The sequence below is a fragment of the Thermococcus chitonophagus genome (assembly GCF_002214605.1).
Lineage (GTDB): Archaea > Methanobacteriota_B > Thermococci > Thermococcales > Thermococcaceae > Pyrococcus > Pyrococcus chitonophagus.
Genome location: NZ_CP015193.1, coordinates 1612351 through 1636618 on the forward strand (window position 1 = coordinate 1612351; position 24268 = coordinate 1636618).

Genomic DNA, 24268 nt, shown 5'->3' on the forward strand with positions numbered 1-24268 from the left:
ACTTGACAGATTTTGACTATTCCATCATCACAACTTTCAACGAAGTCCCCCACACCACCTAGGATATAGAAATTGATGTTAGAAAGGCTTCTCAAGCATGTAGGAGGTTTGCACGTTCCTGTAAATGTATCCCCAGAGGATGGCCGTGAGGATTATTGGTATTGCGAGGGATATTGTATCAACTACTCCCACACCAACCGCTGTTCTCAGGACGTTAAGAAGGGAAGTTACTGGATCCAAAAGGAACACTGAAGAGCTGGCCTTGTAGTACGTCGGGGAGAATACTATCAAAACCCAGGGCAGTACTGCCACAACTGCCTGAACCTTGTAGGGATTCCTGACGGCAAGTCCAAGGAAAATTCCGAGACCTCCCATCTCTAATACTGTGAGTATAAGAGCCAACAGGAGGAGTCCAATATTTACGCTTGAGTAGTAAAACAGAAATACCAAAGCAATAACAGTTTGGGGAAGGGCTAGGATTATGTAAGTTCCAAAAATCGTCAAAACTATCTGCCTTATCGTTGCTGGAAACGTTGCGTATAACTCTAACACGGAAGGATCAAAAACGTTGCTGACCCTCTGAGCTAAAGTCCCAATGAAAGTTCCAACGAAAGATGCCACTATGAATCCAGAAATTAGGTAAGCAAGCGTCTCGGCAGATACGCTCTTCATGTTCAGGATCATCACTATGAGAAAGGAAGCGGGCATTAGTACCATGCTCACTATTATATACAGCAGGTACATCCTCATTCCCTTAAGCTCCAGTGATATCAGTGTTCTAATCACTCCTGCCCACCTCCAACGAGCTTCATGATAACTTTTTCAAATGAGGGTGAGCTTAGCTCTAAAAATTCGACGCCAACCCCCTCGACCAGCTTTTGAACGAAGGAAAGAGCCTCAGATAGCTCTTTAAAGGCTACTTCGTACATGTTTCCAGACTTCCAGTATTCTATACCGGAGAGCAGTCCATTAATCTCTTGCGTAGTAGGTACAAACCTGATCTCCGTGGGCATTTTAAACAGTCTGGATATCTCCGCAGGAGTTCCTGAGGCCACTATCCTGCCTCTAACGATGACGTAGATCCTGTTACATAGGCGTTTGACCTCATTAATGTCGTGGCTGGCTATTAAAACCCCTCTACTCAGGCTGTTCTCGATGACGTTCCATATCCTAAACTTGGTCGCAACATCTATCATGCTCGTCGGCTCATCGAGAACTAAAACCTGAGGCCGCTGAATTAACGCCATTCCTAGGAGTACCGCCTTTGCCATTCCGCCCGAGAGCTGATAGCCGTAGAATTCGCTGGCATACTCAAGACCGAGTAGCTCCAAAACCTCCTTTATCCTCTTGTTAATTTCTGCCCTATTCTTAACCCCCTCATCCTTAGAATGTACTCAAGAACCTCCCTAACCTTAAGGGAAGGGTATACAAGAGGATAACGGATCTGCCCACCTGAAAATTTAAGTAATAAGTTGGGGTTCCTAACACACCCATTGTCGCAGTAGGTTATACCTCCAACTCTCCTCTTAAGTGGAAGTTAATGCCGGGTGGAATTATAATAGTAGCTTCTTCTTTGACATTATTGCCACCCCTAGGAAAGCTTAGTACTGAATAACCATTGCTATGGCTCTTCCCTATACTACTTCGGATACCCGTCGAGGCGTGGGAAAAGCGTGCAGTTTTTCTAATTTCCCTTCCCAGCTCTGGTTCCTTGTTTTGTTCCCGTATTGTTTGAACTGGCCTATATGACGATAGATATCTATTGGAGGATCCTCGGCCTGGTCATCGGATATCTTAAGTTTTTCCTCTATGAAGCACTGGCGTCGGCTTTGGCCCTCTACACCTTCACGATTATCATAGCCGGCTACTCCACGTAGCTGTTCTTGTTCTCCTAATCCCACTATATCCAGCAATAACCCTTATTATCTTAGCTTTAGGGGGAGGGCAAAATGTAAACTTCAGCATTCTCTCTAACCTTTAATCCAAAAACCTTAAATACTACTCACCTAAACCAACCCCGATGCTAATGAGGGGGGATCGAGTTCTCCTCCGCTGAAAGCATCAAATCTAAAAATAACCCGGCTATTCTTGATTATAGCTCTTCTAAGGGGGTGTTAAAATGGCAGAACTGAATTTTAAGGCTATTGAGGAGAAGTGGCAGAAGCGCTGGCTGGAGGAGAAGATCTTTGAACCGAACATAAAGGATAAGCCCAAGGAAAAGAAGTTCTTCATAACCGTCGCATTCCCCTACCTATCGGGCCACCTGCACGTTGGACATGCAAGAACTTACACAATCCCAGATGTAATTGCAAGATTCAAGAGGATGCAGGGCTACAACGTCCTGTTCCCAATGGGCTGGCATATTACTGGTTCTCCAATAGTGGGAATAGCGGAGAGGATTAAGAACCGTGACCCGCACACAATCTGGATATACAGGGACGTCTACAAGGTTCCCGAAGATGTACTGTGGACGTTTGAAGACCCAATAAACATAGTGAAGTACTTCATGAAGGCCGCAAAGGAGACATTCATAAGGGCTGGTTTCTCCGTGGACTGGAGCAGGGAGTTCCACACCACCTCGCTCTTCCCGCCGTTCAGCAAGTTCATAGAGTGGCAGTTCTACAAGCTGAAGGAGAAGGGATACATAGTTAAGGGCTCCCACAGGGTCAGGTGGGATCCTGTAGTGGGAACTCCCCTTGGTGACCACGACCTAGTTGATGGTGAGGATGTCCCAATACTTGACTACGTGATAATCAAGTTCGAGCTGAAGGAAAATGGGGAAACGGTATATCTACCGGCGGCAACCCTGAGGCCCGAAACAGTCTACGGAGTAACCAACATGTGGATAAACCCAGAGGCAACGTACGTTAAGGCGAAGGTCAAGCGCGGAGATAAAGTTGAAACGTGGATAGTCAGCAAGGAAGCAGCTTACAAGCTTTCATTCCAGGACAGAGAGATAGAGGTTGTAGAGGAGTTCAAGGGTGAAAAGCTAGTTGGAAAGTACGTTAGGAATCCCGTAACTGGAGATGAGGTTATTATCCTTCCCGCGGAGTTCGTAGATCCCGACAATGCCACTGGAATAGTCATGAGCGTTCCGGCACATGCGCCTTTTGATCATGTAGCTTTAGAGGACCTAAAGAAGGAAACCGAGATCCTGCTCAAGTACGACATAGATCCCAGGGTAGTTGAGGAGATAACCTACATCTCCCTGATAAAGCTTGAAGGTTACGGTGAATTCCCTGCGGTTGAGGAGGTTCAAAAACTTGGAATCAAGAGCCAGAAAGACAGAGAAAAGCTTGAGCAAGCCACAAAGACAATCTATAAGGCCGAATACCACAAGGGAATTTTCAAAATCCCACCTTACGAAGGCAAGCCAGTTCAGGAGGTAAAGGAGCTTGTAGCAAAGGACATGATGGAGAAAGGAATAGCGGAGATAATGTACGAGTTTGCAGATAAAAACGTGATTTCAAGGTTCGGAAACAGGGCCGTGATAAAGATAATCCACGACCAGTGGTTCATAGACTACGGAAACCCCGAGTGGAAGGAGAAAGCGAGGGAAGCACTGAAGAGAATGAAGATATACCCGGAGACGAGAAGGGCCCAGTTCGAGGCTGTAATTGACTGGCTGGACAAGAAGGCCTGTGCGAGGAAAGTTGGACTGGGAACTCCGCTACCCTGGGATCCTGACTGGGTGATAGAGAGCCTTAGTGACTCAACGATTTACATGGCCTACTACACGATAAGCAGGCACATAAACAAGTTAAGAGAGGAGGGCAAGCTCGATCCAGAAAAGCTGACTCCGGAGTTCTTCGACTACATATTCTTGGAAGAATTCAGCGAAGAGAAGGAGAAGGAGCTGGAGAAGAAGACAGGAATTCCAGCAGAGATAATTCACGAGATGAAAGAGGAGTTCGAGTACTGGTACCCGCTCGACTGGAGATGCTCGGCTAAGGATCTAATACCGAACCACCTGACGTTCTTCATATTCAACCACGTAGCGATATTCCCGGAGAAGCACTGGCCTAAGGGCATCGCCGTCAACGGCTTTGGAACGCTCGAGGGCCAGAAGATGAGTAAGAGCAAGGGAAACGTGCTGAACTTCATAGATGCGATAGAGGAAAACGGGGCCGATGTGGTTAGGCTGTACATAATGAGCCTAGCGGAGCACGATAGCGACTTCGACTGGAGGAGGAAAGAGGTAGGTAAGCTAAGGAGGCAGGTTGAGAGGTTCTACGAGCTGATAAGCCAGTTTGCCGAATACGAGACTAAACCGGTAGAGCTGAAGGCAATTGACAAGTGGCTACTTCACAGGCTGAACAGGGCAATAGTTGAAACTACTAAAGCGTTGGAGGAGTTCAGGACGAGAACTGCTGTCCAGTGGGCATTCTACAGCATAATGAACGATCTAAGGTGGTACATGAGGAGAACTGAAGGCAGAGACGATGATGCAAAGAGGTTCGTGCTGAGAACGCTAGCTGATGTGTGGGTTAGGCTGATGGCACCGTTCACACCACACATCTGCGAGGAGCTCTGGGAGAAGCTTGGTGGAGAAGGATTCGTAAGCCTAGCCAAGTGGCCAGAGCCCGTCGAGGAGTGGTGGAACGAGGAGGTTGAGGCAGAAGAAGAGTTCATTAAATCATTGATAGAGGACATCAAGGAGATCATTGAAGTCGCAAAGATAGAGAATCCTAAGAGGGCGTACATTTACACCGCAGAAGAGTGGAAGTGGCGCGTTGTTGAGGTTGTTGCAGAAAAGAAGGACTTCAAGTCAGCGATGGCCGAGCTGATGAAGGATCCTGAAATCAGAAAGCACGGAAAGGAAGTTGCCAAGATAGTTCAAAAGCTGATTAAGGATAGAGCCTTTGACGTTAAAAGGATAGACGAAGAGAAAGCCCTGAGAGAGGCAAAGGAGTTTATAGAGAAAGAACTAAATATTGAGATCATAATAAATCCAGAAGAGGATAAAGGAGGGAAGAAAAAGCAGTCAATGCCGCTTAAACCTGCTGTTTACGTTGAGTAGCCTCTTTTCTCTCTATTTCTTCAATGCATTGAATATGTCACCATGTTCCCTGACAAGCTCCTCATACCTTGCATACTTGAAAAGTAGCTTTACTTTTTCATCTGGCTTTAGTCTTTCGAATCTGGTTTCTTCAGTTATTCTGGTTTCACATTCTTCCTCTTCTTCCCCCGAACACTCCTCTTCCTCGATCCTAACAAGAACTTCTAGATTAATGTCTCCATCACTTCTTCTATTAACGTCCAGTATATCAATTTCTCCGATCTCGTAACCACTTATGACTGGGAGTGGATTATATTTCTTTATTATCGGCCATTTCTCTAGTAGTTCCTCAGCTGTTATTTCTACCGTCACAGTTTTCAGGTGTTTTGAAACAGTTGATGCGACATCCTTTAATTTTTTAAATAACCCCATCTTCACCACCTCCTATGATCTGGTCCAAGTAGGAGGTAATACTTGTTTCCAGCCCATGTGTAAATGTAATCTGCTGTACGTCTAACATGACAATAGCAATCGTGTTCCCCGTAGACAAAATCTGGAGTAAAAGGTACGCTAAACTCTTGGTCAAGTTTTAAGGTGAAAGAATTATCGCCCATCGTTATGTTGTATATTCCAATTTTGTTTTCAAACCCAAGTATGATTTGTGTGATGTAAGTATTGTACATTCCAGAAAATGCTACCACGCCCTCAACTTTTGGTCCAGAGTATACAGTTGCCTTTGGAATGTATTTGTCATTTTTATCATAAGTCACTCCTATCCTGATGAGATATAGCTTACCATTCTTATATCCCACAAAATCCTTATTACCTTGTATTATCTGAAGTTGTCCATCGAAATCCAGTACTTTATAAAGCTTGCCCTTTTCATACCTGTACCCCATTATATCATAAACGTAGATAGATTTTTCTGTCTTAATTAGAATTATGGGGCCTCCTATCATGTACACTTTTTCAACCTTTTCTGGCAACTCTACAACGATAGGTTCTTTGGCCTCTAATGTACCACCTTCATTAAGAGCTTGGTATAGATAGTCGCTGTCATATTGAATTATGTAAATTTTATTGTCCCCCCATGCTATATAGTTGTACACATTTCTCCAGCCAACAAGGTTTACTCCTTCAACATTTAGATCCCACGAGATATTCATTTTGTAAGTTACCTTATAATGAGTCTCATCAATTTTTTCCGTCAGCCTACCGTATAGTGCGTAAAGTTTCCCACTCTTCCCGACCATCAATAGCTCGCCTGAATAACCACCGATCGTGAAGTCTTTGGGTTCTTCAGGAAGAATGTAGATATATGAGTATACGTTCTTGACCTTCTGCTCTTTTAAGCTATCCTCGGCACAAGGTATACAGGTGTATATCCTGACAAGATAGTTTCCAAAGGAGACATAAGCTGATGGAAGTCCCGCTGGCTCATAGACTCTAATCTGTAGCCAATCATGAACATTTTTGTAACCGTAGTCCCCTTTTATCTCGACTTCAAAACCCTTGAGTTGGCCAAAATTCACTAACTTTATATCATAGAGATCGGGTATCTTTTCAAGTGCAAATTCTCTGCTTTCCTCCTTGACTTGGGATTTTGATTCACTCTCTGATTCGCTCTCTTCCTCAAGTCCAACAAGTTTAGAGTTTTTCCAGCTATCTAGGCTTCCATATAGAGTACCAACACCTTTGTCCCAAATGAGATTTATTCTTAAGTCACCCGTGGCCTTAAGATAACTTAATGAAATATCTATTGGTCTAAATGATAGTTCGATACTCCCCAATTCCCTATATGCGTTATCGTCCTCAAGATAATATAATTTGATCTCATTTCCAAATACTAGGGCTAAGTAGTCATAGCTAATAGAAGCAGCATCTGGTTTCCTTGGGACTTCCAAGGGCTCAGTTATATAGTATGTCCCAGTTTTCAGTTCCATAGAAAGACCATAAATTTCGTTATCAGCTGTATAAACTACAACTGCTCCCTGGGGATCATTTTCATTACTTATTATGTAGACTTCCTTTCCTCCGAATACCTCTTCCATTCTATAAACCCTTCCCTCGGACGTTCTTGCATATAACCCACATACAGTTGCAATTAATAGACCCGTATACTGATCATCCTCCACCACCGGATAAAGGGTAGTAACTGTACAGGGCATTTTTTCGGAGTCTACAGAAATAGGCTCGACTGGAGACATCAATGCTTCGAATGGAAACTCAACAAATGTTAACAGGTCATCGTGAGAGTAAACTACAACAACCCCTGTCCTAGTTCCTTCTTCGTTCAACTTTTCAAGGACTGCGTAGCTAGTTGCGTGTCCTTCTAGTTGAAGCATTGAATTGTCTCTAGGCCAATATACAACTACCTTTCCATTTAGTTTCCCGATAAAGGCTTTGTCTGAAATAATCCCCACCTGGGAAATATCCTGAGGGCTTTGAACTTTAACTACCTTATAAGGATCTCTGCTAAGATCTAAGTAATAAACGTCACCCCTTTCTGTCCAAATTAAGTAAGTCGGGAGATATTGGCTAGCCTCAGATATAACAGGAGTCATTGCCGGAGTTTTGCCATAGATCCTACTTTCGAACTCGATTGCAGTACCCGAAATATGCCCTCCTCCTTTAGGACTTCCAAGCTCTATTTTTTTGTAATTCAACCCTTCTGGCTCTTGGAGAGTTCCAGTAGTAATTTCCCATCCTTTATCTCGTGGTGATGTTTCAAAAGTACTGGAACCTTCCTGTTGAGATTCAGTAGGACTCAGTGACTCTGAAACAGTATTTGTTGCTGTTTCGGTAGGAACACTTGGGACATTGCTTACGCATCCACTAGAGGCTATCACAATGCCTAAGAACAAAGCCAATACTAAAGACAATTTTCCCTGTCTATACATACATTCCACACCCCATCCAGCAACCAAGAAGAGAGGTTGACTCTCTTCTTGGTTCCCCTATTATTGGAGTTGTCTAATATATATTTTTCTCAAACTTATATCTAACTTTCGTAAATTTGAATTTTAACAATAAAACAAAGATTTTCACAACAAATATAAACCAGCTCAGTAACGTCACTGTATGGACAAATTTGTATAGTTAACACCAAACTGATTCCTTAATAACTTGATCTCGTTCCTCATTCCGTAAATGTCGAGCGTTCTAAACCTTTGGTTTCCAATTTTCGGGTTTAAAAACGCTTTTTTATTTCAATGCTCAACTTTTGAATGAGGGGACAAAAATGAGCACAGATATAACTATGTTTACCATATGTACAATTATGTTCACTCCAGGAGGTGATGAATGTGAGATACGTTAAGTTACCGAAGGAGAACATTTACATCTTCCTCGAGAGGCTTAAAGATTGGGGCAAACTTTATGCTCCCGTCAAGATCTCAGATAAGTTCTACGACTTCAGAGAGATAGATGACGTGAGGAAAGTTGAGTTCCACTACACAAGGACGATAATGCCTCCAAAGAAGTTCTTCTTTAAGCCCAGGGAAAAACTGTTCACGTTTGACCTTGAGAAGGTAGAGTACAATGAAGTAATTGAGGATGTTGAACCCTTTGTGCTTTTCGGAGTTCACGCTTGCGACATTTACGGCCTAAAGATCCTTGATACAGTCTACCTGGACGAGCTGCCAGACAAGTACTACAAAGTTCGCAGGGAGAAGGGGATAATCATAGGAATAAGCTGTATGCCAGATGAATACTGCTTCTGCAACCTCAGGGAGACGGATTTCGCCGATGACGGTTTTGATCTCTTCCTCCATGAGTTGCCGGATGGATGGCTCGTCAGGGTAGGAACCCCCAAAGGTCATAGGATAGTGGACAAGAACATCAAGCTATTCGAGGAAGTTACAGACAAGGACATCTGCGCGTTCAGGGAGTTCGAGAAGAAGAGGCACCAGGCATTTAGGTACCACGAAGACTGGGGTAACCTCCGCTATCTCTTGGAGCTCGAGATGGAGCACCCGATGTGGGAAGAAGAGGCTGATAAGTGCTTGGCCTGTGGAATCTGTAACCTTACCTGTCCAACCTGCCGTTGTTATGAAGTGCAAGACATAGTGAACCTCGATGGTGTAACGGGCTATAGGGAGAGGAGATGGGATTCCTGCCAGTTCAGGAGCCACGGCTTAGTTGCTGGGGGCCACAACTTCAGGCCAACGAAGAAGTCGAGGTTCCTCAACAGGTACCTGTGTAAGAACTCCTACAACGAGAAGCTCGGGTTAAGCTTCTGTGTTGGATGTGGAAGATGTACAGCGTTCTGTCCAGCTGGAATTAGCTTCGTAAACAACCTTAGGAGGATCCTAGGATTTGAAGAGAATAAGTGTCCTCCGACGGTTAGTGAGGAGATACCGAAGAGAGGTTTCGCTTACTCTCCAGACATAAGGGGTGATGGGGTATGACCCTCCCAAAGGAGATTATGATGCCAAACGATAACCCCTATGCACTTCACAAGGTTAAGGTTCTCAAGGTTTACGATCTAACGGAGAAGGAGAAGCTATTCCTCTTCAGATTTGAGGATCCGAAGTTGGCTGAAACTTGGACCTTTAAGCCGGGGCAATTCGTTCAGCTCACGATCCCCGGGGTGGGGGAGGTTCCAATAAGCATATGTTCATCCCCGATGAGGAAAGGATTCTTCGAGCTGTGCATAAGGAGGGCTGGGAGAGTAACTACGGTGGTTCACAAGCTCAAGCCGGGAGATACAGTCTTAGTGAGAGGCCCCTACGGCAATGGGTTCCCGGTAGATGAGTGGGAGGGCATGGATCTCCTTCTAATTGCCGCTGGATTAGGGACAGCCCCGCTAAGAAGCGTATTCCTGTATGCCATGGACAACAGATGGAAGTATGGGAACATAACCTTCATTAACACCGCTAGGTATGGAAAAGATTTGCTGTTCTACAAGGAGCTCGAGGCAATGAAAGATTTGGCTGAAGCTGAAAACGTCAAGATAATCCAGAGCGTTACGAGAGATCCAGAGTGGCCCGGATTGCATGGAAGACCCCAGCAGTTCATAGTCGAAGCAAATACCAATCCGAAGAACACAGCGGTGGCAATCTGTGGCCCGCCGAGGATGTACAAAGCCGTCTTTGAGGCTCTCATCAACTATGGATACAGGCCAGAGAACATCTACGTTACATTGGAAAGGAGAATGAAGTGTGGAATTGGAAAGTGCGGCCACTGCAACGTCGGAACTAGCACGAGCTGGAAGTACATCTGCAAGGACGGACCAGTGTTCACGTACTTCGACATAGTATCAACCCCAGGATTACTAGACTGAGGTGGTGTAAATGGAGAGGAAGAAGCTTAGGATAGGATTTTACGCTTTAACTTCATGCTACGGCTGTCAGCTCCAGCTGGCAATGATGGATGAGCTACTCAAGCTACTTCCCAACGCTGAGATAGTATGCTGGTTCATGCTCGACAGGGACAGCGTTGAGGATGAGCCCGTCGATATAGCCTTCATCGAGGGTAGCGTTTCAACGGAGGAGGAAGTTGAGCTAGTGAAGAAGATCAGGGAGAACGCGAAGATAGTGGTTGCAGTAGGAGCTTGTGCAGTCCAAGGAGGAGTTCAGAGCTGGAGTAACAAACCGCTAGAGGAGCTCTGGAAGACAGTTTACGGTGATGGAAAGGTCAAGTTCCAGCCCAAGAAGGCAGAGCCAGTCTCGAAATACATCAAGGTTGACTACAACATCTACGGCTGTCCTCCAGAGAAGAGGGACTTCCTCTATGCCCTGGGAACCTTCCTAGTTGGTTCATGGCCCGAGGACATCGATTATCCAGTTTGCCTCGAGTGTAGGCTTAAGGGCAATCCATGCGTCCTCTTAGAGAAGGGAGAGCCATGTCTTGGGCCTATAACTAGGGCGGGATGTGACGCAAGGTGCCCAAGCTTTGGAATAGCATGCATAGGGTGTAGGGGAGCGATAGGCTACGACGTTGCATGGTTCGACTCTCTAGCCAGGGTGTTCAAGGAGAAGGGTCTCACGAAGGAGGAGATTATTGAGAGAATGAAGATGTTTAACGGGCACGACGAGAGGATAGAGAAGATGGTTGAGAAGATATTTGCGGGTGGTGAAGAATGACGATGAAGAACCTCTACCTCCCGATCACGGTTGATCACATCGCTAGGGTTGAGGGTAAGGGTGGAGTTGAGATACTCATAGGAGATGAGGGGGTTAAAGAGGTAAAGCTCAACATCATTGAGGGTCCAAGGTTCTTTGAGGCCATAACCCTGGGCAAAAAGCTCGATGAGGCCTTGGCGATTTACCCCAGGATATGCTCCTTCTGTTCAGCAGCCCACAAGCTGACAGCCGTTGAAGCTGCCGAGAAGGCAGTAGGATTCACACCGAGGGAGGAGATACAGAAGCTGAGGGAAGTCCTCTACATAGGCGACATGATAGAGAGCCACGCCCTCCACCTGTACCTTCTGGTTCTTCCGGATTATCTCGGCTATTCAAGCCCTCTTAAGATGGTGGACGAGTACAAGAAGGAGCTTGAGACAGCCCTAAGGCTGAAGAACGTTGGCTCATGGATAATGGACGTTCTCGGAGCAAGGGCAATACACCAGGAGAACGTTGTACTTGGAGGATTTGGGAAGCTTCCTGGGAAAGAAACGCTGGAGAAAATGAAAGAAGAACTGAAGTCAATCCTTCCATTGGCGGAGTACACTTTCGAGCTCTTCGCAAAGCTCGAGCAGTATGAAGAGGTTGAGGGGCCAATAACCCACTTGGCGGTTAAGCCCAGAGAGGACGTTTATGGGATCTATGGGGACTACATAAAGGCGAGCGATGGGGAGGAGTTCCCAAGCGAGAGGTACAAGGAGTTCATAAAGGAGTTCGTCGTTGAGCACAGCTTCGCAAAGCACTCCCACTACAAGGGCAAGCCCTTCATGGTGGGTGCCATCTCGAGGATTGTTAACAACTCGAACCTCCTCTACGGAAAGGCCAGGGATCTCTATGAGGGCCACAGGGATTTACTTAGAGCGACGAACCCATTTGCGAACAACTTAGCTCAGGCATTAGAGCTAGTGTACTTCACCGAGAGGGCTATCTACTTAATCGATGATGTCTTAGCCAAGTGGCCAGTGAAGGCGAGAGATGAAGTTGAGATCAGAGACGGCTTCGGAGTTTCAACAACTGAAGCCCCGCGTGGAATCCTAGTTTATGCCCTAGAGGTCAAGAATGGGAAGGTGAGTTATGCAGATATAATAACGCCAACAGCATTCAACCTAGCTATGATGGAGGAACACGTGAGGATGATGGCGGAGAAGCATTACAATGACGACCCAGAGAAGCTGAAACTATTAGCTGAGATGGTTGTTAGGGCCTACGATCCCTGCATTTCATGTTCAGTTCACGTCGTTAGGCTTTAGCAACCTTTTTATTTCCCTTCTCTTATGGAATTTTATGACAGCCAGGGGAGACTTAATCAGAATTTTGGGAGAGATTGAAGAGAAGGCCAACGAGCTCAAAATGGATGGCTTTGAGCCTGATGTTATTCTTTTCGGCAGAGAAGCCTACAACTTCTTCTCCCAGCTATTAAGGCAGGAGGCCGGAGAAGAAGGGCCAATAACGGAGATTTCAGGACTTAAGATAGATATTTTATCGTTCCTGGGAAGTGATGCAGTAGTTATAGATTCAAAGATGCTGGGTTTAGCTCCTGGGGCCGCTAGGAGGATCAAAGTTGTTAAGTAAATCCTCAACTTTACTTTATTGATTTTAAGTTACAATCTATGAATTTTGTTTTCCATGTCTTTGGCAGGTTAAAGTGCACTTGAGATTTTATGGCCCATATTATGACAAGACAGGAACTTCCGAGGCTTAATAGTCGAGGGGGTTTGGCTCCATTTCCACGTATAAAGAATATTTTTAAAGATTTCAAAAAGCCATGGAAATTACGCCAATTTGGCTTGTCAGTTGCTTATAGAAGAGTTATTGAGAGGTAGAGGTAAATTTATTTGTTAAAAGCCAGGAGTATATTTTTAGCTTACTAGAAGAGAAAAGGCTTTAATTCTTGGTGCGGGGGCGGGGATTTGAACCCCGGAACCCCTACGGGACGGGACCCTGAATCCCGCGCCTTTGACCAGGCTCGGCAACCCCCGCTCGCTATAATGTCCCTGCCTCTTAGTTTATAAAGGTTAGCCCAGGAATACTTTTAAACCCAAGCTCCCAATATATTATTTCTGGAGGTGGGTTGGTGAAGCCTTACTTGCACAGGTTTATGAAGGACTTCCTAACTGGAGATTCCCCGGAAGAAGTGACCCAACTAGTTCTTTCAACGATTTCCGAATTCTCTATGGATTTAAGAAACACGTTCCCAATGGATGATTATGACATCGAGGTTGTGCCAATTGACACCTGGGATAAAGTAAAGGGAGAGAAGATACTGATACTTCCCTATAGCGAGCTGACGGGAGATGGAAAGGTGTACTTTCATACAGATGACATCAGAGATGCCATGGAAAATCCCGACCTCGAAACGATAAAGCTAATACTCTGGGAGATGCTCCTCACCAAGACTGGATACCTTATCTACAAAAACTACGAGCAGGCAAGAAAGCTTGAGTTCAAAAATGATCTGGTGATAATAAGCTCAATTCTGAGTACTGCAACCTTAATTGCTATAGATGACATAAAAACGATCTCCGCAGTCTTAGATGCAAAGAGGGAGATCATAAAGCTCGACTTGAGAACGGCCGAATCTCTCCTGAATACCCTCGAGTTCATGAACTTCGACGCTCAAAAGATCGCTTACGAAGATGCGAGGGCCAAGATAATCAGGGCCAGCGCTCAACTTCTTGATGCCGCAGTCATGAACTGGATGGTAATCCAGAGCATCTCCATAGCCCCTCTAATCGACCCTAGGGAGGAGATAGAGAGGTTCGTGAAGGAGGGAATATTTGCTGCAGAAAACTTAAGCGAAAGGATTGGGGAGATATTCAGTGGGATATGGGCATTCTATGACATCTTAAAGGTAATGGGAAAAGACAAACCAATAGAGCTAATCGAGCTCAGAGATAAAATAATGGAGTACAGGCAGAGGCTTGGCTTGGACTACCAGCCCTCAACCCAGGACTTCTCCGAAAAACTCAGCGTTGGTTAAATATCCTTTAAGGTTCTGAACTCTACCTCAGTTTTTCCTTCTTTCTCAAGCTCCTTTCTGACTATCTTCACGGCCTGAACCATGTTCACTAATTTCTGGTATGCTATTCTTCTGTCAAGGAGCTTGAGGCCACAGTCGGGGTTTATGTAGACCCACTCAGGATCGAGGTAGTTGAAGATCTTCTTTATGGCCCTAACTATCTCATCAACGCTCTCCACCCTGGGGTTGTGGACATCAACTACTCCGTAACCAAGCTCCTTGCCGGAGAGCTTTTTGACGAAGTCCATATCCCTGAACTGCCTGTTGGCGAACTCTAAGGCGAACTGGGTAACCCTTATGTCGTCGAAATAATCAGCTAAGAGATAGTAGTTCGAGTAGCAGACGTGAAGACCGACCTTGATTTTTATCCCCTTCACGGCCCTGTTTATTGCCTCAACAGCTAGGGGAACCTCATCTGGATGGTTGAGCATTGCTGGCTCGTCCAGCTGGATGAACTTTGCGCCGTTGTCCTCCAAGGTCTTCAGCTCTTTATTTATTATCTTAGCTAAATCCATGACGAAGCTCTCCTTGTCGGGGTAGTACTCGTTGAAGCTCCACTCTGCTATAGTGTAGGGCCCAGTGATTGGAACTTTTACTATTTCCCTCGTGGTGTTCTCCTTAACCCAAAGGAACTCATCCAACACAAGGGGCTCCTTGTACTCAAGCTTATCAACGGCCGCAGCCTTGTTGAAGTACGCGTTGCCCCAAACTCTAACAGGGCCATAGAACCTGAAGCCCTTGATCTTAGCAGTGAAGTACTCCGTCATCTCACTCCTCCACATCTCCCCCTCCCATGGAATGTCAACGCCTGCTCTCTCATGCTCCCTCAGAACCGCAACGCTTGCATCCTTAACTGCCTCTTTGAAGTCCTCCTCCGGGATCTTGCCGAGCTCCCTAAGCCTGTACATCCTGAGAAGCCATCTTGGTTTAGGGTAACTCCCTATAACGCTCGTGGGGAGAATTGGAAGCATCTTCACTCACCTCCAAGCTTTCCCAGAAGTTTTAACTTCCTCCAAGCGACGCTCTCCGGCAGGAAGTCTAGCAAGGTATTCGGTGTCACGTAAACCACATCATATCTGGCCAGATACTTTCTCAGCTTGTCCCGTAGCCTGTCAGCCCTCTCCATCTTTGTCTCCCTTGCATCTACAATCCCCAGACCTATCTCCCCTTTATAGTCCTGGGGAACTTCTCCATCTATTAGATCAACGTTAAGGATAACCCCTTCAGGAAGAACTTGGGGGGTCCCAAAGTAGGTAACAACCCAGAGCTTCTTGATCTTCGCGAGCTCCTCTATAACCTTCTTGGCGACCTCCTTACTTACGTGCTCTTCAACCTCTCTAGTAGCCTTTGAAAGCTCAGCCGCAAGGGCCGGTTCCTGAAGCTCTACTATCTTCACGTCAAGCTCCTTAATGAGCTCAGCTAGGACGTTCTTGTAGGCTTCAGCAAGCTCGTCTAAGGTTTTATAGTGCTCATTTATCGAGTGGTACGCCAAGGTGACAGGACCGGGAAGAACGGCCTTCAGTGTTGCCTCAGGATAAACTTCTTCCCTGATCCCCTGGGCAATATTTATCCACTCTGGGAGGGGATTTTCTTTAAGGGATAAATCCCCCTTAACAACTGGAGAGCGATAGAAGAAGTTGTTCTCGTAGAACTTGAAGAGCCCGTTGACTTCAACTCCATCTATGAACCTTATGAAGGGGTTGAAGATATCATCCCAGCGGTAGAGACCGTCCGTGATTACCTTTATCCGGGCTTTCTTTAGGTTTATGAAGGCCCTCCTTGTATACTCCCTGTAAGCCTCCTCCAACTGCTCCTCACTAAGTCTGCCTATTGAATACTGCTCTATCTTCTTTGCTAAACCAACGGGTCTTGGAAGGCTACCTATAAGGGCTGGAATAACCATCCAACCACCTCCTAAAGAGTTGATTTCAAGATTTCAAAGGCTTCATCAAGTTTCTCATTCCACAGGGCTTCTTCAAACACGATCAGATTTATTCCCCCGAGCTCAAGGGAAGAAACTTCTTCAACTATTTCCTGGAACGAGCTTCCAGTCTCAATTCCCATCTTCCTTAGCGTTGATTCGAGCTCTTTTGTCAGTGGATAGAGGAGAGATACAACTACTGGAACCTCCCCCGGAGCATACTTCTTTGACTCCTCGATTATTCTGGGTATTCTCCTCACCGCTTCAACACTCGCCACCACCTGCGTGAAAACTAAATCTGCTCCGGCAATTATCTTCCTTGCAAACCTCTTCCCTTCAACTCTCTCCGGGTAGTTTGGGTTCATTGTTCCAGCAACAAAAGGCCTCTCCCTAACCTCTACGTATTCTCCAGTCGGCATAACCCCCGAGAACATGAGTCTTGCTAGCTTAATCATGTTTGGTGAGTCGAGATCAAAAACAGGCTTGCTCTGAATTATAAACCCGGGCCAGTCCCCAGTCGTTATTAGAACTCCCTCAAATCCAAATTCTAGTGCCGTTCTGAATTCCGAGGATATCGCGACAACGTTCCTGTCTTTAGCTGTAAGGTGAGGCATCACCGAGAATCCGTGAGTCTTAAGCCACGTTGCGAGAGATGTAGGGGAGACATGGGGATAGCCAAGAGGGTTGTCTGGAACGGTGTATATGTCCCCAATTCGTCTGAACTTCCTTTCACCCCTCTCAAACAGCCTTATGGGAAATTCAACTGCAATAGCCTTTCCCTTTTCAAGGTTCTTCATGAACTCGCTTTCTTTTATCCTCACGTCTCCCCTGTATTTTCTCTCCATCTCAACTACAACTGGATGCTCAACAAGCAGGGGAGCACCATCGAGTAGTTCAAATCTCTCCATCACGCTAAACCAAGGGCACCTTCTCCCGTCAACCTCACAAACTCCACCCAATGCTCCCCCACACGGCCCGTTCAGAAGATCCTTAGGACACCCGGTGACTCTCATTTAACCACCTCCAAGGCTCTATCTAGATCTTCAATTAAATCATCGAGAGGTTCAAGACCAACGGAAAGTCTTATCAAGCCTTCAGTAATCCCCAGCACCTTTCTCTGCTCTTCTTCCATGTTCTTAACAGCACTTTTAACGGGGTACGTGGCTATACTTTCCACACCTCCAAGGGATGGTGAGGGGAAGATCTTCTTCAAGGATCTGAGAAAGGCAAGAGCATTTTCCTCGCTTCCTAAGTCGAAAGACACCACTCCCCCATAGAGCCCCTTCTTGAACAATCTCCTCGCTATTTCATGATATGGATCATCCTTAAGCCCTGGATAGTGAACTTCCTTAACTTTTGGATGATCTGCCAAGAACTCCGCTATTGCCTCAGCACTTCTGCTCTGCTTCTCAAACCTTACCTCTAATGTCCTCATCCCCCTCTCTATGAGCCAAGCATCAAAAGGCTGAATTATCGTTCCCAGCCTTCTCCTCCAGTCCCACAGATCCTGAATGAAAGGCCCGTTCCAAAGAATAGCCCCTCCAACGACGTCGTTGTGGCCCGCTATGTACTTAGTTAAGCTGTGAACCACGAAGTTGGCACCATCTTTAAGGGGCTTGTATAGGAGGGGGGTAACGAAGGTGTTGTCAACTATCAGTGTTGCCCCAACTTCTCTACACCTCTTCGCAACTTCTGGAACGTCAATAACCTTCAACGTTGGATTAGTCATTGTCTCTACTAGTACCAATTTAGTTCCATCACTAACAGCCTCACACAGCTTTTCAGCATTTGGATAGGCTAACCTGACCTTAATCCCGAACTTCTCCAACAGCTTAGCAAGCTCTATGGTGCTTCCATATCCCTCCATTGAGAGAACTACCTCATCGCCAGCCCTGAGAAGTGAGAGGTAAAGAGTAGCTATGGCTCCCATACCACTGTTGAAAGCTAATGCATTGTCAGAGCCTTCAAGTTCAGCAAGCTTGTCCTCAAGGTGTCTGACAGTGGGATTTTCTTCTCTCGAATACTTCAGCTCTGTTCCTCTTTCAGTAAGGTAAGCGTCCCCTATTTGCCTGAACACAGCGGTAATGTATAGAGGAGCGTGAAGCGGCTCCATTGTTTTTCACCTAAGCTAGATCCCTCCAACCATTTATATCTTTTTCGACATAATTTTTGTCATAAAATATAATCGCGAGTAATAAAACAGAAGCTAGTAACCAAATGCAATTGAGCAATTACTTTATTATTCAATCACATAAAAAGACTTATAATTTCTCCAAAGCTCTCACCTAACATGGAGCTGTTTTATAGGGTCACTCTTCACGAGATAGTTGCGGATGCATTAATGCTTGTCGAGGAGAAGGAGCTCTCGTCAAAGCACGCTCTTGAGAGAATATTTAGAAAAGTCGAGGGAAAGGACAAAGAGAAAGCAAGGGGAATTGCCCACGCGTACGTCTTTGAGATAGAAAAATGGAGGGCCAAGATAGACTTCATAATAAACTCCGTTCTGAAGGGATCGAGGATCGAAGATCTCGACCTGTACTTGGCTAACCTCCTCAGAATTGGAGTATTTGAGATGAAATTCAAAGGCGTGAATCCTGCTATAGCCACTGACTCGGTAGTTAGAGTAGTTAAAGAGAAGTTTGATTTAACAAGGGCGAAGTTCGCAAATGCAATCCTTAGGGAGGCAGAGAAGTTCAACGTTGAGAGAGCTCTTAAAAAGCTGAAGGAAAAAGACAGACTTGAGTGGCTCTCAGTAAGATTCTCCCACCCAAGATGGTACGTTGAGTACATCGTCAATCTCCTAGGTTATGATGAGGCAGTTAGGCTTCTCCTAAGTAATCTGAGGCCCCAAAGGTACTACGTGAGGGTTAACACGCTAAAGGCCGACATTGAAAAGGTCAAGAAGTACTTGGAAGAAAACGGTGTTAGAGTTTCTTACACTCCTGTAGATGATGTCCTCAAAGTTTTGAAGTATGAGATTCCGATAACAAGGCTGGAATGGTACAAAAAGGGCTATTTCGTTATACAAGACCTAGCTTCTGCCTACGTTGCTCATGTTCTAAGCCCAGAGCCTGGGGAAAGAGTTTTGGATTTAGCTGCGGCCCCAGGAAGTAAAACGTTCCATGCGGCAGCCCTTATGGAAAATAAGGGGATGATAGTTGCTGTTGACTATTCATATGACAGGCTAATGAAAATGAGGGAGAGAATGAAAAGGTTAGGAGTAAAGAACGTTAAGCTAGTTCACGCGGATGGTCAGAGCTTTATCGACAAGGAGAGGTTTGATAAGGTAATACTCGATGCCCCCTGCTCTTCTTCAGGAACCTACAGGCAGTTTCCAGAGGTTAAGTGGAGGTTCGATGAGGGAAAAATAGAGAGGGTGATAAGTGTTCAGAGGAACATGCTTCTCAACGCCTACAGGAACTTGAGGAATGGGGGAGAGATGACGTACTCTACGTGTTCCGTCAGGGTTGATGAGAACGAAGAGAATGTGATATTTGCGTTAGATAGAGGGTTTGAACTCGTTGAATATGAGTACTCCTGGGGTGACAGAGGATTTCTAGAAATTGGAGATAAAGTGTTTAGGGCATGGACCCACAGGCACGATTGCAACAGCTTCTTTATAGCAAAGCTAGCTAAGTCTTAAACTTTCAATTCTATTTTATTCTTAACTGATAGCGTGCCGTCGTGGGCCGTGCCCTTCAAGAGGTTCTCTTTCAACCCTATTTTATTCCTATTGGAACGGAAAATGCTCAACTTTCATGATTTTCTTAATGTCTTTGGTTAGTATGATATTAATGGAAACCATTGCTTCTCTGTACAATGGATCGAGTATTGAGTACCCGTCATAAATTTCAGAGATTATTTTGTGTTCTTTTAAAGCATCTATCAGGTATTCTGCTATGTCCTTGGGAATGCGATGTGTTTTTATGAGTAACGACTTTTTGAATGCCCCTTTTGTCCCCATCTCGTTGTATGCCCTCTTGATTCTTTTAAAAAGCTCTCTCAAAGTGAGTGTTGATACTTTCTCTCGTTCTTGATCTGCACGGACAACACTCATCATGGCTATATGGCGGAGTTCTTCAATGGCTTGGGCTTTTACGGCACTTTTTATGTTATTAATAATGTCCTTGTTGTTTAAATCGTTGAGGGTCTTAATTTTTTCACAGTATGCAACAAGCGCACGAGGAAATCCCCCAAGTTCCTGTGCTGGGGTGGTTAGCAGACTTTCTACCAATTCTCTCATTGTTTTGTCTTGGAGTTGGCGTTTTTTGAGAACTCCTTTTTCAATTAGACACCTTTTTAGTAGTTCAATAGAGTCCTGTACGGAGAGAGTATCCAATTTTATCTCCTCAAAGGCCTGCAAGTAAAATGCGTCCTTAGCAGAGGCTTGAATGAATGGTTTTATTGCTGTAATAACAGAGCCAGAAATTATTATCCAAGGCTTATCGGAGGGATCCTTGGGAGTTTGAAAAACTCCACGTAGTTGTTCTGCAAATGTGGAAATCCTACCTGTTAAGTGCTGTATCTCATCAAAAAAGACCCTAGCATCTGTCTTGAGGTGTAACAGTACATTAGAGAGGCAAATCATATTCTCATTGAGCTCAAATTTGGATAATTTTTGAATTTCCACCTGTAATTCACTCTCTCCTGATAATAAAGGTCCAAGTAGCTTGGCAAGTATCTTAGCAGTCTTTTTTGAACTCTTTTTATGCTCAGTTGGTGTGAAGAATATTCTGTGAGCACTATCTTTTAGAAGCCCTCTCACGTCAGCTACTACTAGAAGATAGTAGGCTAGAGCCTTAAGTGGGTCCTCCTGAAAAAGGGGAGAATCCTTTAACAATTCAATATCAATGTACAGTTCAGAGTCTTTGTCAATTTCATTAATCACGGAGCGCACCAAGGTAGTTTTCCCTGTTGCCCTAAGCCCAACCACAGCCACCCACGGTTTCTCTTCCTTATTGGTGAGAAGCGTCTTAAGGTTCTCAACTTCCCTCTTTCGTCCAATTAAACACTCAGTACTGTACACAAACCGTCTTTTGGAGTATTTGCATTTTGACATTATCTCATCCCCAGAGGTGTTTCATTTTGAGTTGATTTCCTTAGGAAAAATTGATGTTTATTAAATTTTCTTGGTTATTTATTGTTGAATTACCAGTTATTTGATTAATTTATTGTCCATTTATTCAGTTAACGCCAATAAAAATAACTAAACGACAGCATTATTTACTGATTTAGAGTTGGAAAAATTAGCAGCCTAAGTACTCAGCACATAGAAGCAAAATAATCTAAATACTAGCTAAACATGCTGTAAAATAAAATAACAAGGATTTTATCCACTAAAATCAAAAACAAAGGACTTTTTATTGTTTTTGTTTATTAGTAGTAAAAATTATTGTCTTTCTTAGCGACGCCCTAACAAAAAGGAAGAGCTAAACCCAGAAAGCTCACACCAATAGGAGGATACATCCCCAGCGAAGACCCTCGTCCTTGTCCACGTAGTGGACATCTTTCAATTCTATTTTAGTCTTATTGGAACTTATTGGAACCTGAAGTTCTTCCAGCTTCATCTTCTCGACTTCGAGCTTTCAATTCTATTTTAGTCTTATTGGAACCTCACCTCCTCAGAATTGCTATTATTCCTCCCACAATGCTTTCAATTCTATTTTAGTCTTATTGGAACTCACAGGCGTCCAGAAGACTACTGCGACCTTCTCCTCTTTCAATTCTATTTTAGTCTTATTGGAACAGGCCCAATTTTTGCTCGATTCGCATCAAATAGTCGTAAGAAAACTGTTACAATATAAGTTTTTCGCTGATGGTGGTATTTAAAAGCAGAGAGGCACCCAATAAAAGGAGGACTAAACGCCACGAAATGGCAGGTTAAAGACACTATCTTTCCCGAACAGTTTTTAAGCACTTAGAGATGGTAAACTCCAAAGCCTATCCATGCGATATTACAGCCAATATGAGGATAAAATCCATGCCCTACCCTCTAATGCAAATTATACCTAGTTGCTACATCAAACCCGCCAGGACAAAACTAATACCATACTGCCAAAAAATTTTAGTTACAAAATAATCAGTTGTTTGTTGCACTATGTAATTTTCTAACACAAGATTATTAAAAACCTCCAGAGAGAATAGCGACCCTACTGAGGAAAACTAAGCCTTGCTCTGTGCATATATCCAAAAAGAAGAAATATCCTCTTGCATTGAATACTATTCGGTGCCCCACATGTACATAGTAGTTGTGTATGACGTTGGGGTTGAAAGGGTAAACAGGGTGAAGAAGTTCCTTAGGCAACACCTAAATTGGGTTCAAAACAGCGTATTTGAAGGGGAAGTCACTCTATCAGAATATGAGAGGATAAAGACAGGTCTTAGGGAGCTAATTAACGAAGACCATGATGCCATAATCATCTACAAGCTAAGATCCATGCCTCCACGCGAAACCCTTGGAGTTGAAAAGAATCCGATAGAAGATATAATTTAAGGGGCGGAACTACCCGCCACTGATTCCATCTAAACTCCTTATTCCATCCAACCTACTGATTTGACCCTGTAATCCCAAACCTGATTATAACTTCTGCACTTATTATAACTTGCTCAAGAACTACAAGACCATAACCACTTATAAAGTTTTCCATATGTTAGGGACGCCTAAAATCTATGAACATATAATGCCATAACTGGAGCTTTATATAAAGTAAAGTTAGAACCAAGCAACTAGTGGTTTATACTCTTCCAGCCCAACGAGGTGTTTTATCAACTTGTAGCACTCAAGCCTTACCAGCCTCTGCTTCGTAACGTTCTTCTTCAGCTTTGGATGCTTTACCGAAGAGCTCAGCTCCTTATTGTACTCCTGTATAACCCTCTTCATGCCATCCTCCGTTAGCAAAACTCCATTCATGTCCTCCCTGAAGTGCTCTTTCCTCATTACTCTCTGCTTGACCAGCCTGTTTGCAATTCTATCCACGATTACCGGCTTGAAGATCTCGCTTATATCCAAGGCCAGGGAAAACCTTCTCTCGTACGGCTCGTGGAGGTAGCTTATAGTTGGAGCGAGCTGGGTGTTGTATATCTCACTGATAATCATTGCATAGAGCCTTGAATTTAGGAAGCTTATCAGAGCGTTCATCTCATTCCTTGGTGGTCTCCTTGTCCTCTTTACAATCTTAAAGCCATCTGGAAGCGTTTCGTCCCAGGATGCGTAGTACTTCTCCCTTATTCTTGCCTCAACATTCATGATTTCTGTTATCTTCTCAGCACTCTTGAGCTCTTCAAGCTCTTCGCTGAAATTGGCTTTGACTTTCCACCTTCTTAGGTTCCTTTCCATGTTCTTGGCTCCTCCCCAGACGAAGGCCTTTGCAAGCTTCATCCTTTTTTCTCCCTCGAGGTAATGTTTGGCCTGCTTTATTATCAAATCTCCGGAAAGAAGGGTCTCCCTGGGGTAAAAGCTTCCATCATAAAAGCCGTAGTGGTTGAAGAAGTGGACAACGATGCCTTTCTGGGCAAGGTAGTGCAGTGCTTGAGATGTTATCGTGACGTGACCGTAGATGTAGATGTCATATATGCCCTCAATCGCTAGGGGCTTCCTGCCCTTCTCATTCTCGAAGTAGAGCGTGTTTTCCCTTCTCAAAAGGATACCATCAGATAGTATAGTCAGGGGTTTCTTCCTCATGACTCATCCCCAACAAAGCTCCTTATATGCACAAGAGTTGCAGATAGACTTCTTCACGGGCTTAGGGGGACGGGAGGAGGATTTTATAACTTCAACCTGGAGGAGCGCATCTTCAACCTCCTTCTCTCCTCCCTCGAGTGTTATCTCCTTCTTTTCATTTAGCTTCGGATAGTGCAGGATAGCCTTGGCATTTATTCCGAGCTTCTTCAGATAATAGAGGTAATACAGAGCCTGCATCTCGTGAGCTTTCTCTATGGTTTTGCCCATCTTAACCTCGTGAACTTCCACAACGTCTCCCTTCCTGATGAAGTCTATTCTTATCGGCCCAATTAGAACCTCCTTTTCCTCGTTGGCGTAGCGTTGCTCATGCAAGAATCTCCCTAGGTCTACCCACTCGCTCTCCTGCTCCATCGTGATCCCGTGAGTGAAGAACCAGAGCTTCGTTGGGCAGACGAAGAGGTAGTTTACCTCAGTTCCCCGAATAAAAAGGTTAGGTATGGGATAATCCTCCATTTTAGGCCAC

Annotated in this window: 22 protein-coding genes and 1 tRNA gene; 10 read left to right on the plus strand and 13 right to left on the minus strand. The window is 44.7% G+C overall.

Translation table 11 applies throughout. From position 1 onward, the window contains the following. Window positions 1-78 precede the first annotated feature (78 nt). Window positions 79-786: a hypothetical protein gene (locus tag A3L04_RS08985; RefSeq protein WP_068577360.1), complete on the minus strand. Its 708-nt coding sequence runs from the start codon at window positions 784-786 to the stop codon at window positions 79-81. Next, a complete protein-coding gene (locus A3L04_RS08990; protein ID WP_084448871.1) occupies window positions 783-1355 on the minus strand; it encodes an ATP-binding cassette domain-containing protein in 573 nt (190 codons plus the stop codon). Before A3L04_RS08990 ends, A3L04_RS08985 begins: the two co-directional genes overlap by 4 nt. Window positions 1356-1745: 390 nt before the next feature. Between A3L04_RS08990 and A3L04_RS11410 the strand changes: the two genes are divergently transcribed. Continuing rightward, entirely contained in the window at window positions 1746-1877 is a 132-nt protein-coding gene (locus A3L04_RS11410; protein ID WP_269451368.1) for a hypothetical protein, read from the plus strand. 242 nt (window positions 1878-2119) lie between these two features. Continuing rightward, window positions 2120-5020 carry a leucine--tRNA ligase gene (gene leuS, locus A3L04_RS09000; protein ID WP_068577366.1) on the plus strand — a complete coding sequence of 967 codons (2901 nt, stop codon included), beginning with the start codon at window positions 2120-2122 and terminating at the stop codon, window positions 5018-5020. Between the two features lie 12 nt (window positions 5021-5032). On the opposite strand, the gene A3L04_RS09005 is transcribed toward leuS, so the two are convergent. Both A3L04_RS09005 and A3L04_RS09010 read right to left on the minus strand, forming a co-directional pair. After that, on the minus strand, window positions 5033-5431 hold the full coding sequence (locus A3L04_RS09005) for a hypothetical protein (protein ID WP_068577367.1): 399 nt from the start codon (window positions 5429-5431) through the stop codon (window positions 5033-5035). Between the two features lie 2 nt (window positions 5432-5433). After that, window positions 5434-7899 carry a hypothetical protein gene (locus tag A3L04_RS09010; protein ID WP_157092415.1) on the minus strand — a complete coding sequence of 822 codons (2466 nt, stop codon included), beginning with the start codon at window positions 7897-7899 and terminating at the stop codon, window positions 5434-5436. A gap of 405 nt (window positions 7900-8304) precedes the next feature. Between A3L04_RS09010 and hydB the strand changes: the two genes are divergently transcribed. Genes hydB through A3L04_RS09035 form a run of 5 tightly spaced genes read left to right on the plus strand, consistent with a single transcriptional unit; the run spans window position 8305 to window position 12696 of the window. Further along, window positions 8305-9408 (plus strand): NADPH-dependent hydrogenase/sulfhydrogenase 1 subunit beta, encoded by a 1104-nt coding sequence (gene hydB, locus A3L04_RS09015; protein ID WP_068577371.1) that lies wholly within the window; start codon window positions 8305-8307, stop codon window positions 9406-9408. Continuing rightward, entirely contained in the window at window positions 9405-10283 is an 879-nt protein-coding gene (hydG, locus tag A3L04_RS09020) for an NADPH-dependent hydrogenase/sulfhydrogenase 1 subunit gamma (protein WP_068577373.1), read from the plus strand. Before hydB ends, hydG begins: the two co-directional genes overlap by 4 nt. Window positions 10284-10293: 10 nt before the next feature. Next, window positions 10294-11085, plus strand: coding sequence for an NADPH-dependent hydrogenase/sulfhydrogenase 1 subunit delta (gene hydD, locus A3L04_RS09025; protein ID WP_068577374.1), 792 nt, complete (start codon window positions 10294-10296; stop codon window positions 11083-11085). Between the two features lie 2 nt (window positions 11086-11087). Next, window positions 11088-12374: an NADPH-dependent hydrogenase/sulfhydrogenase 1 subunit alpha gene (gene hydA / locus A3L04_RS09030; RefSeq protein ID WP_088859143.1), complete on the plus strand. Its 1287-nt coding sequence runs from the start codon at window positions 11088-11090 to the stop codon at window positions 12372-12374. A gap of 34 nt (window positions 12375-12408) precedes the next feature. Further along, a complete protein-coding gene (locus tag A3L04_RS09035) occupies window positions 12409-12696 on the plus strand; it encodes a family 4A encapsulin nanocompartment shell protein (RefSeq protein ID WP_068577376.1) in 288 nt (95 codons plus the stop codon). A gap of 320 nt (window positions 12697-13016) precedes the next feature. Here the strand turns inward: A3L04_RS09035 and A3L04_RS09040 are convergent. Further along, window positions 13017-13104, minus strand: a tRNA-Leu gene (locus A3L04_RS09040). A gap of 94 nt (window positions 13105-13198) precedes the next feature. Between A3L04_RS09040 and A3L04_RS09045 the strand changes: the two genes are divergently transcribed. After that, a complete protein-coding gene (locus tag A3L04_RS09045) occupies window positions 13199-14104 on the plus strand; it encodes a hypothetical protein (protein ID WP_231963868.1) in 906 nt (301 codons plus the stop codon). Here A3L04_RS09045 and A3L04_RS09050 read toward each other — a convergent pair. The 4 genes from A3L04_RS09050 to A3L04_RS09065 are packed head-to-tail and all read right to left on the minus strand — an operon-like array spanning window position 14101 to window position 18177. Further along, a complete protein-coding gene (locus A3L04_RS09050; protein WP_068577378.1) occupies window positions 14101-15114 on the minus strand; it encodes a methionine synthase in 1014 nt (337 codons plus the stop codon). The two genes, A3L04_RS09045 and A3L04_RS09050, sit on opposite strands and share 4 nt — an antisense overlap. Before the next feature lie 2 nt (window positions 15115-15116). Beyond that, window positions 15117-16046, minus strand: coding sequence for a uroporphyrinogen decarboxylase/cobalamine-independent methonine synthase family protein (locus tag A3L04_RS09055; protein WP_068577380.1), 930 nt, complete (start codon window positions 16044-16046; stop codon window positions 15117-15119). Between the two features lie 11 nt (window positions 16047-16057). After that, window positions 16058-17077 carry a methylenetetrahydrofolate reductase C-terminal domain-containing protein gene (locus A3L04_RS09060; protein WP_068577382.1) on the minus strand — a complete coding sequence of 340 codons (1020 nt, stop codon included), beginning with the start codon at window positions 17075-17077 and terminating at the stop codon, window positions 16058-16060. After that, a complete protein-coding gene (locus tag A3L04_RS09065) occupies window positions 17074-18177 on the minus strand; it encodes a cystathionine gamma-synthase family protein (RefSeq protein ID WP_068577384.1) in 1104 nt (367 codons plus the stop codon). The genes A3L04_RS09060 and A3L04_RS09065 overlap by 4 nt, the downstream gene beginning before the upstream one ends. A 177-nt stretch (window positions 18178-18354) precedes the next feature. Between A3L04_RS09065 and A3L04_RS09070 the strand changes: the two genes are divergently transcribed. Then, window positions 18355-19707, plus strand: coding sequence for an RsmB/NOP family class I SAM-dependent RNA methyltransferase (locus tag A3L04_RS09070; RefSeq protein WP_068577386.1), 1353 nt, complete (start codon window positions 18355-18357; stop codon window positions 19705-19707). A gap of 87 nt (window positions 19708-19794) precedes the next feature. Here the strand turns inward: A3L04_RS09070 and A3L04_RS09075 are convergent, their stop codons facing one another. Next, window positions 19795-21090: an ATP-binding protein gene (locus tag A3L04_RS09075; protein ID WP_157092416.1), complete on the minus strand. Its 1296-nt coding sequence runs from the start codon at window positions 21088-21090 to the stop codon at window positions 19795-19797. A gap of 418 nt (window positions 21091-21508) precedes the next feature. After that, window positions 21509-21631, minus strand: coding sequence for a hypothetical protein (locus A3L04_RS11485; protein WP_449353740.1), 123 nt, complete (start codon window positions 21629-21631; stop codon window positions 21509-21511). 668 nt (window positions 21632-22299) lie between these two features. Here A3L04_RS11485 and cas2 point away from each other — a divergent pair. After that, window positions 22300-22557, plus strand: coding sequence for a CRISPR-associated endonuclease Cas2 (gene cas2 / locus A3L04_RS09080; RefSeq protein WP_068577390.1), 258 nt, complete (start codon window positions 22300-22302; stop codon window positions 22555-22557). A 219-nt stretch (window positions 22558-22776) separates the two neighbouring features. On the opposite strand, the gene cas1b is transcribed toward cas2, so the two are convergent. Both cas1b and cas4 read right to left on the minus strand, forming a co-directional pair. After that, the gene (gene cas1b, locus A3L04_RS09085; protein ID WP_068577393.1) at window positions 22777-23745 is read right to left on the minus strand and encodes a type I-B CRISPR-associated endonuclease Cas1b; all 969 of its coding nucleotides are present in this window, start codon (window positions 23743-23745) and stop codon (window positions 22777-22779) included. Between the two features lie 3 nt (window positions 23746-23748). Beyond that, entirely contained in the window at window positions 23749-24258 is a 510-nt protein-coding gene (gene cas4 / locus A3L04_RS09090) for a CRISPR-associated protein Cas4 (RefSeq protein ID WP_068579525.1), read from the minus strand. Window positions 24259-24268 lie beyond the last annotated feature (10 nt).